General features: G+C 69.2%; 12 protein-coding genes. 6 read left to right on the forward strand and 6 right to left on the reverse strand.

Annotated features, from left to right (window positions below):
• Window positions 1–435: 435 nt before the first annotated feature.
• Genes ACQE3M_RS01275 through ACQE3M_RS01285 form a run of 3 tightly spaced genes read left to right on the forward strand, consistent with a single transcriptional unit; the run spans window position 436 to window position 3,349 of the window.
• The gene (locus ACQE3M_RS01275) at window positions 436–2,238 is read left to right on the forward strand and encodes a nitrite/sulfite reductase (RefSeq protein ID WP_430503656.1); all 1,803 of its coding nucleotides are present in this window, start codon (window positions 436–438) and stop codon (window positions 2,236–2,238) included.
• The gene (locus ACQE3M_RS01280) at window positions 2,238–2,528 is read left to right on the forward strand and encodes a DUF6360 family protein (RefSeq protein WP_430503657.1); all 291 of its coding nucleotides are present in this window, start codon (window positions 2,238–2,240) and stop codon (window positions 2,526–2,528) included. The genes ACQE3M_RS01275 and ACQE3M_RS01280 overlap by 1 nt, the downstream gene beginning before the upstream one ends.
• The gene (locus ACQE3M_RS01285; RefSeq protein WP_430503658.1) at window positions 2,528–3,349 is read left to right on the forward strand and encodes a formate/nitrite transporter family protein; all 822 of its coding nucleotides are present in this window, start codon (window positions 2,528–2,530) and stop codon (window positions 3,347–3,349) included. Before ACQE3M_RS01280 ends, ACQE3M_RS01285 begins: the two co-directional genes overlap by 1 nt.
• 33 nt (window positions 3,350–3,382) lie before the next feature.
• Here the strand turns inward: ACQE3M_RS01285 and ACQE3M_RS01290 are convergent, their stop codons facing one another.
• Genes ACQE3M_RS01290 through ACQE3M_RS01310 form a run of 5 tightly spaced genes read right to left on the reverse strand, consistent with a single transcriptional unit; the run spans window position 3,383 to window position 9,816 of the window.
• Entirely contained in the window at window positions 3,383–4,993 is a 1,611-nt protein-coding gene (locus tag ACQE3M_RS01290) for an ABC transporter ATP-binding protein (protein WP_430503659.1), read from the reverse strand.
• On the reverse strand, window positions 4,990–6,123 hold the full coding sequence (locus ACQE3M_RS01295) for an ABC transporter ATP-binding protein (protein WP_430503660.1): 1,134 nt from the start codon (window positions 6,121–6,123) through the stop codon (window positions 4,990–4,992). Before ACQE3M_RS01295 ends, ACQE3M_RS01290 begins: the two co-directional genes overlap by 4 nt.
• Complete coding sequence (locus ACQE3M_RS01300; RefSeq protein WP_430503661.1) at window positions 6,120–7,190, reverse strand: ABC transporter permease; 1,071 nt, start codon at window positions 7,188–7,190, stop codon at window positions 6,120–6,122. The genes ACQE3M_RS01295 and ACQE3M_RS01300 overlap by 4 nt, the downstream gene beginning before the upstream one ends.
• The gene (locus tag ACQE3M_RS01305) at window positions 7,187–8,143 is read right to left on the reverse strand and encodes an ABC transporter permease (protein ID WP_430503662.1); all 957 of its coding nucleotides are present in this window, start codon (window positions 8,141–8,143) and stop codon (window positions 7,187–7,189) included. The genes ACQE3M_RS01300 and ACQE3M_RS01305 overlap by 4 nt, the downstream gene beginning before the upstream one ends.
• Window positions 8,143–9,816 (reverse strand): ABC transporter substrate-binding protein, encoded by a 1,674-nt coding sequence (locus ACQE3M_RS01310; protein ID WP_430503663.1) that lies wholly within the window; start codon window positions 9,814–9,816, stop codon window positions 8,143–8,145. The genes ACQE3M_RS01305 and ACQE3M_RS01310 overlap by 1 nt, the downstream gene beginning before the upstream one ends.
• A 262-nt stretch (window positions 9,817–10,078) precedes the next feature.
• Between ACQE3M_RS01310 and ACQE3M_RS01315 the strand changes: the two genes are divergently transcribed.
• The 3 genes from ACQE3M_RS01315 (at window position 10,079) to ACQE3M_RS01325 (ending at window position 13,255) form a co-directional block, all read left to right on the forward strand.
• Window positions 10,079–10,765, forward strand: a complete 687-nt coding sequence (locus ACQE3M_RS01315) for a helix-turn-helix domain-containing protein (protein WP_430503664.1) — start codon at window positions 10,079–10,081, stop codon at window positions 10,763–10,765.
• A gap of 89 nt (window positions 10,766–10,854) precedes the next feature.
• Window positions 10,855–12,063, forward strand: a complete 1,209-nt coding sequence (locus tag ACQE3M_RS01320) for a tRNA sulfurtransferase (protein WP_430503665.1) — start codon at window positions 10,855–10,857, stop codon at window positions 12,061–12,063.
• Window positions 12,064–13,075: 1,012 nt separating this feature from the next.
• The gene (locus ACQE3M_RS01325) at window positions 13,076–13,255 is read left to right on the forward strand and encodes a ribbon-helix-helix domain-containing protein (RefSeq protein WP_430503666.1); all 180 of its coding nucleotides are present in this window, start codon (window positions 13,076–13,078) and stop codon (window positions 13,253–13,255) included.
• 112 nt (window positions 13,256–13,367) lie between these two features.
• On the opposite strand, the gene ACQE3M_RS01330 is transcribed toward ACQE3M_RS01325, so the two are convergent.
• Window positions 13,368–14,741, reverse strand: a complete 1,374-nt coding sequence (locus ACQE3M_RS01330) for a M28 family peptidase (RefSeq protein ID WP_430503667.1) — start codon at window positions 14,739–14,741, stop codon at window positions 13,368–13,370.
• Between the last annotated feature and the right edge of the window lie 27 nt (window positions 14,742–14,768).

A 14,768-nucleotide genomic window follows, 5' to 3' on the forward strand; every position in this document is an offset into this window, starting at 1 on the left:
TCGCGGACGAGCTAGTGAAGCTGGAGCTGGGGGAGGGACGCAGCCCGCATCCCCCCGGAAACCACCCGCAAGCTGTTGGTTCACCGGGTCAGACAGCTGGTCGCCGTCGGCGCGCCGGCGGGACTGATGCTCCCGAAAGCTCGCACGCGAACGCTCGCTGGACCGACGCCCTCGACGACGTTCTTCGCTCGTTGACTCGGATAGATAACTTCGGAATCGGGAAGTAATTGTCCAGAAAAGTCGACGAATTACGTCCTTATATCGTGAGAGACTGTTTATAAATCGGACGAGCGTGTTTCTACTCTCCCGGAAATTGTGTTATTTCAACGATAGGCTTTAACACTATTCGTTGGGCACGTTGTGGCGTGAGAAGCAAAATGAACGTCCACAGTTCAGCAGAAAAGATGCGTGTTTGTCTCTGTACGGGGGCGATCGATGAGTAACGAGAAAGAAACCTGGAAGGACGGACTCTACGGCGACGAGGTCCGCGAGCAGCTCGAGACCTTCGCCGAGCAGGGGTGGGAATCCATCCCCGAGGAGGAGCGCGCGAAGTGGTTCTCGCGGTTCAAGTTCTGGGGCGTGTTCCACCACCGCGAGGGACAGGAGTCGTACTTCATGATGCGGTTGACCAACGCCGGCGGCAAGCTCGACCCCGGGCAGCTGCGGGCCATCGGCGAGGTCGCCGACGAGTACGCCAGCGGTCCCGTCGAGAACCCGGAGTTCGGGGACGCCTGGATCGACTTCACGACGCGCCAGTCGATCCAGCTCCACTGGCTCAAACTCGAGGACGTCCCCGAGATCTGGGAGAAACTCGAGTCGGTCGGCGTCTCCACGCGGTCGGCGGGCGGCGACACGATGCGGAACATCTCGGGCTGCCCCGTGGCGGGAAAGGCCGAGGAGTACGTCGAGACCCGGGAGCTGCTTGAGGCGATCCAGGCGGAGATCCGCGGCGACGACGCCCTCAGCAACATGCCCCGGAAGTTCAACATCTCCGTGACGGGCTGCAAGCAGGGCTGCGCGCAGGACGCGATCAACGACGTCGGCCTCGAACCGGCCCGCAAGCTCGTCGACGGCGAGGCGGTCGTCGGCTTCAACGTGCGCGTCGGCGGCGGCCTGGGCGGCCGGGAGCCCCGCGAGGCCCGGCCGCTGGACCTCTTCGTTCGGCCGGACCAGGCGAAAGCGACGGTCCGCGCGTTCGTCGAGTTCTACCACGCCGAGGGCGACCGGGAGAACCGCTCGAAGAACCGGGCGCGGTTCTTCGTCGACGACCTCGGCCCCGAGGCGATCCGCGAGGCGCTCGCCGACCGGCTGCCCTTCGAGCTGGAGCGCGCGGGAACCGACTTCCGCGGCGAGTACACGTACAACGCCGGCAAGCCGAGCGAGCAGGGTGCCCACGACCACGTCGGCGTCTACGACCAGACGGACGGGAAGAACTACGTCGGGCTCTCGGTGCCCGTCGGGCGGATGCCCGCCGAGGACGTGATCGAACTCGCCGACCTCGCGGACGCGTACGGCTCCGGCGAGGTCCGGCTGACGCGTCGCCAGAACCCGATCATCATGGACGTGCCGGACGGCAACCTCTCGAACCTGCTGACGGAACCGTTGCTGGCAACGTACCAGCCGGAACCGAACCCCTTCGAGCAGGGCGCGATGGCCTGCACCGGGACGGAGTTCTGCTCGCTCGCGCTGACGGAGACGAAGGCGCGGATGGCCCGCATGCTCCAGTGGCTCGGCAGGACGACCGACCTCCCGGCCGACGTCGACCGGATCAAGCTCCACTACTCCGGCTGCACGGCCGACTGCGGGCAGGCGATGACGGCGGACATCGGGCTGCAGGGGATGCGCGCCCGGAAGGACGGCGAGATGGTCGAGGCGATCGACGTCGGCGTCGGCGGCGGAATGGGGGAGGACCCCGCGTTCATCGACTGGGTGCGCCAGCGCGTCCCCGCCGACGAGGTGCCGGGGCTGATCTCGAACCTCGTGGAGGCGTACGCGGCGCTCCGGGAGGACGGCCAGACGTTCCGTGAGTGGGTCGACGCCACTGGCCACGAGACGATCGTCGAACTCGCGGAACCGGCGGAGGTCTCGGGCTACGCGGACCCCTGTCTCACCGACGGGAAGCAGTCCTGGTACCCCTTCGACGACGGCGAGAGCCCGGCGCCGACGGCGCCCGACGGGACGCCGCTGGATTCCGAATCCGAAGCCGACGCGGAAACGAGCGCGGAGGCGAGCGACTGATGCCCCGCCACCTCAACGTCACGGCGAACACGACGTTCGACCACCTCCCGGCGCGGGCGACGGGCAACGGTTGGGACGCCGAGACGGTCGCCATCGTCGACGTCGAGTCGCCGGGCGACGAGCCGACAGTTCGCGTCGGCCTGGAACTCGACGCCGACGTGGACGGCCTTCCGCACCACGCCGCCTTCCTCTCGCTCTCCCCCGCGCAGGCCCGGACGTTCGCCGGCGACCTGGAACGCGTCGCGACGGCCGCCGAGAACGGCGAGACGATCACCAGCGGGCGCCACTAATGTACGAGGACACCCTCGCCACGGTCGCGGACGGCGCGGCGACGAAGGCCCGGCTCTCGCGCGACCGGCTCGGCGCGTACCTCGTCCACTCGGGGATGGCCGGCGCGTACGTCGGGCTCGCCATCGCGCTCATCTTCGCGCTCGGCACGCCGCTCGCCGCCGCCGGCTCCCCGTTCACGGGCGTCGTCATGGCGGGCACGTTCGGCATCGCGCTGAGCCTCGTCATCGTCGCCGGCTCGGACCTGTTCACCGGGAACACGATGGTGATGATGGTCGGCGCGCTGCGCGGGCGGACCGACTGGGCCGACCTCGCGCGCGTCTGGTCGTGGTCGTGGGCCGGCAACCTCGCCGGCTCCGGCCTGCTCGCGCTGCTGGTCGTCGCGGCCGGCACGTTCGCGACGGACCCGTCGCTCGTCGTCGACGTCGCCGCGAGCAAGATGACCGCCGACCCGTCGACGCTGTTCGCGCGGGCGATCCTCTGTAACTGGCTCGTCGTGCTGGCGGTCTGGAGCGCGAAGAAAGTCGACAGCGAGGCGGCGAAGCTGCTGATGATCTGGTGGTGTCTCCTCGCGTTCATCGGCTCCGGCTACGAGCACAGCGTCGCCAACATGACCCTGCTCACGATGGCGAACCTGCTCCCGCACGGGAGCGCGGTCTCCTGGGCCGGGATGGCGTACAACCTGGCCGTCGTCACGGCCGGCAACGTCGTCAGCGGCGCGCTGTTGATGGGCGGCGCCTACTGGTACGTCGCCGACGCCGAGGCGCGGACGGGAGTCGGAAGCGACCCCGCGCCGGCGAGGCCTTCGGACGCCGACGACTGACGCGTATTTAAAAGGACTCGGCTGGGCGGGCCGCTACTCGATCTCCGCCGACCCGGGCGCGTCCGGGTCGAGTCGGTGACAGCTCGCCCACCCTTCCGTCTCGCGGTGGGTCCGGCTCGGGCGCTGCTCCTCGCACGGAGACGTGAACGCGTCGCCGACGATGTCGGCGGCGTCCTCGACGTCCCCGCCGGCGAGCGCCAGGGCGGCTTCCCGGACCACGTCCGCCGCGTCCGACGGTAGCTCCTCGAGGTCGCGGTCCAGCGACCGCTCGATGAGGTGGTCGGCGACGGCGTCCTCCGACTCGGACCCGATCCGCTGAGCGGCGGCCTCGGGGTCGATGGCGTCGTCGAGGATCCGGTTGCGGAACGCGAAGACGTCCCGGAAGGCCGCCTGGTCGCCGCCCCAGTCCTCGGGCGGGATGACGGCCGGACACCGGGTGTGGAACCGGCAGCCGGACGGCGGGTCGATCGGTGACGGGACGGTACCCGAGAGGATCGTCCGGTCCGTCCGCGTCTCCGGGTCGATGCGCGGGACCGCCGAGAGCAGCGACTTCGTGTAGGGGTGCTGCGGGTTCTCGAACAGCTCCTGCGTGTTCGCGATCTCGACGATCTCGCCGAGGTACATCACGGCGACGCGGTCGGCGATGTGCCGCACCACCGAGAGGTCGTGCGTGATGAACAGCAGCGAGAGTCCCAGGTCTTCCTGGAGCTCCTCCAGCAGGTTGATGATCTGCGCCTGCACGGAGACGTCCAGCGCGGAGACGGGCTCGTCGGCGACGATGAGCTCCGGCTCGACGGCGAGCGCGCGGGCGATGCCGACGCGCTGCTGTTGCCCGCCGGAGAACTGGCCGGGATACCGGTCCATGTGGCCCGGTTTGAGGCCGACGAGCTCTAAGAGCTGCTCGGCGCGGTGTACGCGGAGCTCGTTCTCGGACGCGTCGACCGCGACCCGGATCTCGTAGCCGTCCCCTTCCTCCGTCACCGTCGCCGACAGGACGTCGTCGTCGAAGCCGAGGTCGACCGTCAGGCCGTCGGCCTCCTCGGCCGACCGAACCGTGACGTCGACGACGGAGACGCCACCTTCGGCCCGAACCGCGCGGTCGACGTCGTCCGCGACGGTCACGGAGACGGGGTCGGTCACGTCGTCGGCGACGGTCACGTCCGCCGTCGTCCGGACGTCCGGGTCGGAGACGGGGAAGTCGTGGACCTCCATCGGCGCGGTGATGATGTCCCCGACCGTCTGGCGCGGGTTCAGCGACGCGAGCGGGTCCTGGAAGATCATCTGGAGGTCCTTGCGGTACGGGCGCATCTTCCGGCCGGTGAGGCCGGTGATGTCCTCGCCGCGGTAGCGGACCGTCCCCTCCGTCGCCGTCTGGAGGTTCAACAGCGTCTCGCCCAGCGTCGACTTCCCGCAGCCGGACTCGCCGACGACGGCGAGCGTCTCGCCGTCCTTCACCTGCAGGTCGACGCCGTCGACGGCCTTCACGTCGCCGCCGGCGCCGAGCAGCTTGTCGACGAGGCCGTCGGACTGGTCGAAGTGCTTCTTGAGGCCCTGGGCCTCGAGGACGACGTCGTTCGCGTCGTCGGGGCCCGCGTCGGTCCCCGTCGAGACCTCGTCGCTCGTGGCGTGTGGTTCCGAGCTCATAGCCGATCACCTTCCGGGCCGCGGCGGAGGCAGGCCGCCTCGTGGTCCGTGCCGCCCTCCCCGACGTCGCGGAACTCCGGATCGATCTCGAAGCACTCGCGTTCGGCCTCCGGACAGCGCGGCGCGAAGTGGCAGGCGAACGGGATGTCGATGAGGTCCGGGACGTTGCCCTCGATGGGCGTCAGGTCCTGGTCCTCGACGTCGATCCGCGGCGTGCTCGCGATGAGCCCCTGCGTGTAGGGATGCTGCGGATTGCTGAACAGCTCCTCGGTCTCCGCGCGTTCGACGATCTCGCCGGCGTACATCACGTTCACGCGGTCGCAGGTCTCCGCGACGACCGCGAGGTCGTGCGTGATGAGCAGGATCGAGGTGTCGAACTCCTCTTTGAGCCCCGTCAGCTCTTCGAGGATCTGCGCCTGGATCGTCACGTCGAGCGCGGTCGTCGGCTCGTCCGCGACGAGCAGGTCCGGCTCGCAGGACAGCGCCATCGCGATCATCGCGCGCTGGCGCATCCCGCCGGAGAACTGGTGGGGATAGTCCGTCGCCCGGCTCTCGGGTTCGGGGATCTCCACCGCCTCCAGCATCTCGATCGCGCGGCGCCAGGCCTCGCCGTTCTTGGCCGCGCCGACGATCTTCCGCTTCATCTCCGCCGACAGCGACACCGACTCGCCGACGTCCTGGTGGAGCCGGACCGTCTCGGCGATCTGCTCGCCGACGGACAGCGTCGGGTTGAGGCTGTTCATCGGGTCCTGAAACACCATCGAGATCTGGCCGCCGCGGACCCGTTCGAGCTCGGCTTCCGTCTTGTCGACGAGCGAGTCGCCGTGGAGACGCACGTCGCCGCCGACGATCTCGCCCGGCTCCTCGACGATCCCCGCGACGCTCTCCGCGAGGACGCTCTTGCCGGAGCCGGATTCGCCGACGAGGCCGACGATCTCGCCGGACTCGATGGTGAGGTCGACGCCGTCGACCGCCTTCACGACCCCGCGGTCGGTGGGGAACTGCGTCTGCAGGTTCTCGACGCCGAGCAGCGGCGTGTCGTCGCCGGCGGTGCCGACGGCGTCGCCGGCCGCATCGCCGTCGCGGTCGGTCGTGCCGGCCGCGCCGGCCGAGGGCGCAGCGTCGCTCACTGGCCCACCTCCCCTTCGGAGACGTCGAAGGCGTCACGCAGCCCGTCGCCGAGGGTGTTGAACGCGAGGACGGTGACCATGATCGCGAGGCCGGGCATCACGGAGATCCACCAGGCCTGCGAGATGAACTGTCGGCCGCCGGAGATGAGCAGCCCCCAGGTCGGGGTCGTCGGCTTCACGCCGAGCCCGAGGAACGAGAGGCTGGCCTCCGCCAGGATGGCGAAGGGGATCATCAGCGTCGCCTGCACGATGAGCGGGGCAACGGCGTTCGGCAGCATCTCTTTAAACATGATCCGGAGGTCGCCCATCCCGACCGCGCGCGCGGCGGTGACGTACTCCTCCTCGCGTATCGACAGCACTTCCCCGCGTATCAGCCGGGCGAAGTCGTCGATGAAGGCGATGCCGATCGCTAGCACGACGTTGACCACCCCGAGGCCGCCCATCACGGCGATGATGCCGACGCCCAGGATGATCTCCGGGAACGCCCACTGGAAGTCCACGTACCGCATGATCACCGAGTCGATCCAGCCGCCGTAGTAGCCCGCGAGAATGCCGAGGATGGTGCCCACGGTGAACGCGAACGCGACGGTGGCCAGCGCGACGAGCAGCGAGATGCGCGCGCCGAAGACGATCCGCGAGAGGATGTCGTGCCCGAACGAGTCGGTGCCGAGCACGTGCGTGACCGTCTCCTGCTGGCCGTCGTCGTCGAAGTCGCCGACGGACTCGCTCATCGGCGGCTGCATGAAGTTGTACGTCTGTTCGGGCGGGTGCGGCGCGACGACCGGCGCGAAGACCGCGGTGACGACGAACAGGACGACGACGAGCGCGCCGGCGAGCGCGAGCTTGTCCTGTTTCAGCACCGAGACGATCCGGTCCGCCGTCGTTCGGTACTCCTCGACTGACTGGTCGGTCTCGTACTCCGCCGGCACTTCGCCGACGCCGAACTCGCCCTGCTGGCGGCCGAACGCGGGGGCGTCGCCGCCGTCGGTACGGGCAGGTGCGTCGCCGCCGTCGGTACGGGCAGGTGCGTCGCCGCCGTCAGTCCGACCGGGTGAATCGTCAGTCATGCGCTCTCACCTCCGTAGCGGATGCGCGGGTCGATAGCAGTGTAGGCGATGTCGACGAGTAGGTTCATGAAGATAAACACGCCCGAGATGAGCAGGATCGTCACCTGCGTCACCGGGTAGTTACGTTCGAGGATCGAGTTGACGAGCAGCCGGCCGAGCCCCTGGATCCCGAAGACGATCTCGACGGTGACGCTCCCGCCGAGGATCAGCGCGAGCTGGATGCCCGCGATGGTGACGACCGGGATCATGGCGTTCTGGAGCGCGTGCTTGTACAGCCGGGTGCGCGAGCCGACGCCCTTCGCGAGGGCGGTGCGCATGTACTCCTCGTTCAGCGTCTCGATGAGCGAGGAGCGCATCATCCGCGTCACGCCGGCCGCGTACGGGAGGCCGACGGCGACGCCCGGCAGCACGATGCTGCGGAGCCACGGGCCGACGCCCTCCGAGAGCGGCGTGTACCCCACGACGGGGAACCAGCCGAGGCGCACGCCGAAGAGGATGGCGAGCAGGATGCCGACGAAGAAGGCCGGCATCGAGATGCCGAGGAACGCGCCGAGCGTCGCGACGTAGTCGGCCAGCTCGTTGCGCCGCGTCGCGCCGATGACGCCCGCGGGGATGGCGATGCCGAGGCCGACGACGACGCCGAAGGCCGCGATGGAGAACGTCTTCGGCGCGGCCGACGCGAGCAGCGTGCCGACGGACTCGCCGGAAGTGATACTCTGCCCGAAGTCGCCGACGAGCATGCCGGTCAGCCAGTCGACGTACTGGACGGGCAGGGGTTTATCGAGGCCGAGCTGCTGTCTGAGCGCCGCCACCGCTTCCGGCGTCGCTTCCTGCCCGAGCATCGCGCGGACGGGGCCGCCCGGCACGGCTCGCAGTCCGAAGAACACCGTGGTGGCGACGAGCCACATCACGAAGAGGGCGTGCCCGGTACGCTTTGCGATGTACCGCCACATTACTCGTCGAGCGAGACCGTGTGGAAGTTCCGGAGCCCGGAGATGTGCTGGAAGCCCTGGACCTCGTTGCGAACGCCGGCGACGTCGTCCTGGTGGATGAGGTACGCGTGCGGCACGTCGGCGATGAGCTTGTCCTCGATCTCCCAGAGGAGCTCCTTGCGCTTCTCCTTGTCAGTTTCCGCGCGCTGCTCCGCGAGCAGCTGGTGGATCTCCTCGTTCTCGTAGTTGACCCAGTTCCAGACGCCGTCCTCGCTCCGGAGCCGGTAGAAGTTCCACAGCGACTGCTCGGGGTCGGGGTCGACGACGCTGCCACTGATGGTCGTGTCGTAGTCGCCCTCCTCGTAGCGCGTCCAGTAGGTCGAGGTCGTTACCTGCTCGACGTCGACGTCGAGGCCGGCGGCGTTGAGCTGCTGGCGCATGGCCTTCGCCTGCCGGAGCGTGCTCTCCGTCGTGAGGATGGAGAAGCTCGCGCTGTCGGCGCCGGCTTCCTCGAGCAGCTGTTTGCCCTCGTCGGGCGCGTAGTCCTGGTCGTCCGGCTTGTCGTCGCGCCAGACCCACTCGGTCCCCTTGTTGATGGGGCCGGTGTCGGCGAGCGCGTTGCCGAAGTAGGCGGTCTCGACGAACTCCTCGTTGTCGATGCTCTTGGCGATGCCGCGGCGGACCTGCTTGTCGCCGAACGGCTCGCGCTCCTGGTTCATCGCGAGGCCGTACCAGTTGATTCCCGGCGCGACGTCGACCTTCGCGTCCTGCGAGCTCTCGACCTGGTCGAGGTTCTGGAGCGGCAGCAGGTTCGCGAAGTGGATGTCGCCGGAGCGGAGCGCGTTCACGAGCGAGGACGGCTCCGGGATCGGCTGGACGTCGATACCGTCGAGGTACGGCAGCTGGTTCCCGTTCTCGTCGGTCTCGAAGTAGTCGTCGTAGGCGTCGAGCGTGATGCTCGACCCGACGTCGTGCTCGACGATCTCGAAGGGACCGGTGCCGACGGGCGCCACCTCGTACTGGTCGGCGCCCATCTCCTCGATGGCGGTCTGGTTGACGATGGTGCCGGCGCGGCCCGGCCCCCGCGTCAGGTAGATCAGCGCGACGACGTTCGGCTCCTCCCAGCGGAGGGTCACCGTGTAGTCGTCGACGATCTCGACGCCGCCGTCGTCGATCGGCTTGAGCCCGCCCAGCTTGCCGGCTGCCGGGGTCTCCTCCTCGATCGTCCGCCGGAGCGTGTACTCGACGTCCGCGGCGGTGAACTCCTCACCGTTGTGGAAGGTGACGCCCTCGCGCAGGTCGAAGGTGTAGGTCGCGCCGCCGTCCTCGACCGTCCAGTCCTTCGCGAGGTCGCCGCGGACCGTGAGGTCCGGCTTCAGCGTGACGAGCCCGTTGAAGACGTTGCCGGCGAGCTGGAAGTTCTGCGCGACGCTGATGTACGGCGGGTCCAGCGTGTCGATGCTGCCGGTGAACCAGCCGGCCTGGAGCCGGCCACCGGTCGAGACCTCGCCGTCGCCGCCCTCGGTCGCGTCGCCGGAGCCGTCCGAGTCGCCGCCGGCTTCAGTGCCCCCGTCGCCGCCACCGCCCGCACAGCCGGCCAGCCCACCGAGCCCGGCCGCGCTGAGCAGCTGGACGGCAGTCCGCCTGTCGACTTTTGGTCCGTCGAGCGCTTCGGTATCGATATCGCTTCCCATGGTTCTACGTTACAGGTCCGGTCACACGGCCATGAGTTGTACACCAAATATATCCGGTCACCCCGCGGTTTCGCAAGAATTGTGGCGTCTCCCCGGCGATACCACGGTATCGAGTGACCTGCGGACCGTGGGCCGGGGGCGGGGCTGGGGACTCATCCGGGGCCCGTCCGGGCGCTTCCGAAGCTGGCCCGCCACTGGTGCCCGGGCAACTCCCTTACGTCGGTACGAAGCGCGTAAGTCGATCGGGGTCCTGCGTCCACGTATGCGCGAGGTGACGCTCCGAATCCGGCACAACGGCGAGCCGGAGTCCGAGATCAGCGGCCGCTACCCGGACGTCACCATCCGGTCCGTCTCCTCGATGACCGGTCGCGGGGCGGAGCGGAAACGCATCATCGAGCTCAGCGGCGACGCCGATTCGATCCCCGAGTTCCTCGCCGAGTTCCGCGAGGCGGACGCCGTGACCGAGGCCGAACCGCTCTCCCCGCTCGGGAAATCCCGCGTGTACGTCGCGCTGATCGTCGACTCGTACAGCTGGGACAGCATCTCCCAGCGGCTCTCCGACAGGGGGATCCACTACCGGATGGGAACGACGATCAACGACGGCTGGGAGCGGTGGACCGTCTACATCGAACCGGACGACGACCTCTCGGCGCTCATCCAGTCGCTGGAGGACGCCGGCAACGACGTGGAGCTGGTCCGGAACGTCGCCCTGAGCGAAGTCGACCGCCCGCCGCAGCTGGAGGTGACGCGCTTCCTCGACGACCTCAGCCCCCGCCAGCGCGAGGTGCTCTCGACCGCCATCGGGATGGGCTACTACGACCACGGCGGCGACGTCGGCGTCGAGGCCGTCGCCGAGGAGCTCGACCTCGCCTCGACGACCGTCTGGGAGCACCTCTCCCGCGCGGAGTCGAAGGTGATGGCCGGGCTGGCCGACCACATCGGCGCCTGAGGGCGGTACCGACGGCTTGCCGAGCGCGTCGCCGTGCTCCCGCCCCGAGGTCGGCACGGCTATCAGTCTCCTCCCGCTACTCATCCCCAATGAGTCACGTCCCCGCCGAGCCGGTCCCGCCCGCGGCGGTGCCCCCGGAGGCCGACAGCGTCCTCGTCCGCGTCGGCGAGGCGGCCACGAAGAGCGAGCGCGTCCGCTACGACATGCAGTCACAGCTCGCCGCGAACCTGACGCACCTCCTCGACGACCGCGAGGTCGACGGCACCGTCGTCCACCGGCGGAACCGCCCCGTCGTCCGGACGACCGAGCCGGCGGCGGCGACGACCGTCGTCACCGACGCACCGGGCGTCGTCTCCGCGAGCCCGGCCCGCTCCGTCGAGCCGACGATGGACGCCGTCACCGACGCGCTGGCGACCATCGCAACCGACCAGGGCCTCGACGGGAGCTTCGCGGTCCGGGTGAACCGCGTCGGCGTCGAGTACCCCTTCGACAGCGAGGACGTCGAGCGCGAGGGCGGCGCCGCCGTCTACGACGCCGTCGACGCCGACGACCCCGAAGTCGATCTCGACGACCCGGACACGGTCTTCCGCGCGGAGATCTACCCCGACGAGGCGTTCGTCTTCGGCCCGAAGCACCAGGGCCCGGGCGGGCTCCCGGTCGGCAGCCAGCGCCCGCTCGTCACGCTGCTCTCCGGCGGCATCGACTCGCCCGTCGCCGCCTTCGAGATCCTGCGCCGCGGCGCGCCGGTCAAACCGGTCTACGTCGACCTCGGCGACTACGGCGGGCCGGACCACCGCGCCCGTGCCGAGGCGGCCGCGCGGACGCTCGCCGAGTACGCGCCGAACCACGTCGACGCGCTCCACGTCGTCGACGGCGGCGACGTCTGTCGCGAGCTCGCCGACACCCTCGAGCAGGGCCGGATGCTCGTCTTCCGGCGGTTCATCTACCGCGTCGCCGCCGACCTCGCGGCCGACTGGGGCGCGACGGGCGTCGTCACGGGCGAAGTGATCGGGCAGAAGAGCAGTCAGACCACGCAGAACATGTCCGTGCTCGACTCCGTGACCGACTTCCCGATCCACCGGCCGCTGCTGACGGTCGACAAGGACGAGATCACCGAGCGGGCGAAGCGGATCGGGACGTATACTGCGGCGGAAATTCCTGCAGGGTGTAACCGGTTCGCCCCGGACCAGCCCGAGACTCGTGCCGGCCTCGCGCAGATGGCCGACATCGAGCCCGACTGGCTGGAAGAGCGAGCAAAAGAGGTTGCTGAGGCGGCTGAGCGCGTCTCGCTTGAGTGAGAGAGGCGATTTCTCTCACGCTGTTTATAAGCAGATTTGCACAGGTGATACGGGCTTGCTCTTGACAGCACCGCAAACGCCCAGAAAGCCCTCGGCCGCTCGCGGTCGCTGAGCGACATATCTGAACCTCTCAGCCTCGAAAGACGGTCCGGGCGGCCTGCAGTAGCGGGCTGCCGGGCTGCGACTTTCTGGTCTTCGTTCGCTCCGCTCACGAAGACACCGCCCGGTTCAGATAGGGGTCGACTCAGCGACTCCCCTTCGGCGCGACCGGCCGCGCCCTTTCAGTCCGCCAGGACAGCATCGCCCAGCAACCGCACCGCGACCGCGACAGCACAGCTACCGCCATACCTCAGCCCTCCCCAGCCTCGGCCGGGGCGCGCCGGCCCAGCACCGCGCGGCGCGCCACCGGCCTCCCTCGCACGCGTTGCTCGCGCGCGCCGACCGCCGCCGGACCGCACGCCAGCCAGCCGGCGAGTGACGGCGGCGAACCAGCCGCCGCGAGCGATGCCCGGCCACCACTCGGTGGGCGGGACTGAAAGGGGCAGCCGCTGCGCGGGACGCCCTGCGAAGTAAGCACCGCAATCCGGCGAACGAGCGACCGGAGGGAGCGAGTTGGTGAGGAGCGCAGCGAGCAGCGCGAGCGCTCAGCGGCTGGGGCTTTCTACGTGTGCCGAGTGGTGTCGTTCGTGACGACTGCCGTTCCTATTTATAAGCCCGAGCGCTCAGCGGCTGGGGCTTTCTGGGTGTTCCGAGTAGTTTCGTTCGCGACGACGGCCGATCCCATTTATAAGAATAACAGTCACCGGCTGGGGCTTTCCGAGCACGTCGAGTAGTGTCGCCGGCGACGATGGCTGACTCTATTTATAAACTCTCACCCAACTCGCCGGCGTCATTAATAAGCCCAGAAACGACCGGACCCAAAACGCCCCGAAACAGTCACTGAGCGTCGCAAATACCGGCAGTGTTTCGCTTGGGGATCGGGTTTTTGCGTGTTGGACGCGAGCGTTCACACATGACCGACCACACAGTCACCCTCTCGGCGGAGCGCTACGAGCGACTCGAGGGGCTCGCGGCGGCCCGCGGCTGCACCGTCGAGGAGCAGATCGCCGTCCTCGTCGACGACGCCTGCGACGGCGCCACCCCGACGCAGGAGGACCTGCCGCTGGGCGTCTGCGACGGCAACCAGGACTGACCGCGACCCACTGCTTTTCCGGCCGGCTCCGAGGATAGCGACGCCGTCCGTCTCGTTTTAAAAAGGTGGCACCGTCGACGGCGACGACGGGGGCGACGAGGGCGACGCGGCCCTACTCGTCGTACGGCCAGCGCCCGCCGGTTTTCAGCTCCTGCACGTAGCCCTCCGGGATGTCCTCCTGGATCTCCTCACGGGAACGGTGCGGGGTCTCGACGTCGGCGCTCGCGAAGCGGAAGACGGCCTCCGCGACGAGCGTCGCGACGTCCCGCAGGTCCCGCGAGTCGAGCTTGTCCAGCGTGTCCGCGTGGGTGTGGCCCCAGCCGCGACCGGACTGCTCGGAGGTGGTCGAGGTCATTACGGCCGGGACGCCCTCCTGGACGAACGCCCACTGGTCGCCGTGCGGGGAGATGGTGTCGCCCGTTTCGAGGGGCGCGTCGAACGCGTCCGTCACCGACTCGAACACCTCAGTCATCGCCTCGAAGCCGTTCGAGCCGACGCGGAGGTTCCGGGAGCTACAGGCGCCGTCGAGGTTGACGACGCACTTGATCTCGTCGTGCGGCGTCGTCTCGGCGGCGTGGTAGGCGCCCCAGAGGCCGGTCTCCTCAGCGCCGAAGGTGACGAGGTGGACCCGGGTCTCGAGGTCGTCCTCGACCGACTTCAGCAGACGGCCGACCTCCGCGACGAGCGCCGAGCCCGCGCCGTTGTCGTTCGCGCCGTCCGCGATGTCGTGGGAATCGACGTGGGCCGTCAGGAACACCGCCTCGTCCGTCTCGGGGCCGACGTCCGCCACGGCGTTGACCGAGGTCGTCTCCTCGTTGCGGCAGTCGACGTCGAGGGTGACCGTCGTCGCTTCGTCGTCGCCGTCCGTCCCCTCCGCCGCCGCGGCGTACCGCGCGAGCTGCTCGCCGACCTCCTTCGAGACGCCGACGGCCGGGATGGGGCCCGGGCGGTTGTGGTAGCCGATCTCGCCGGTCGGCGGGAGCGCGCCCTCGATGTGGTTCCGGAAGACGAACCCCACGGCGCCGTGTTCGGCCGCTTGCGAGTACTTCTCCATCCGGTGGAGCCAGCGGTCGTGCGACTCCGGCGTGTCGGAGGAGGCCATCGCGATGGCCCCCTCGAGCTCGTCGCTCCGCTCCTCGAACTCCTCGTACGTGCCCGTGCCGACGTCGACGACGGGCGCCTCGACCGTCCCGCTCGGGGTCCCGGGCAGCGCGATGACGGCGTGGCTGCCCTCGTACTCGCGCTCGACGGGGCCGGAGACGGAGAGTGCCGAGTCCCCGCGCCACCAGCCGGGAATCTCGAACTCGTCGAGGCCGGCGTTACGGAGGCCGGCCTCCTCGTAGGCCTCGACGACGCGCTCGGCCCCGCGGCGCTCCCCCGCCTGGCCGGCCATGCGGTTGCCGACGTCCGCCAGGTCCGTGAGGAGGTCCCAGGCGAACGACGACGTCTGTGCGTCACCGACGACTGATTCCGGAAGTTCGGGCATGTCGGGAGGGTCGTGGCCCGGTCTTAA

The organism is Halosubterraneus shenae (assembly GCF_050510935.1).
In the GTDB taxonomy this organism is placed as follows: domain Archaea; phylum Halobacteriota; class Halobacteria; order Halobacteriales; family Haloferacaceae; genus JBDGPU01.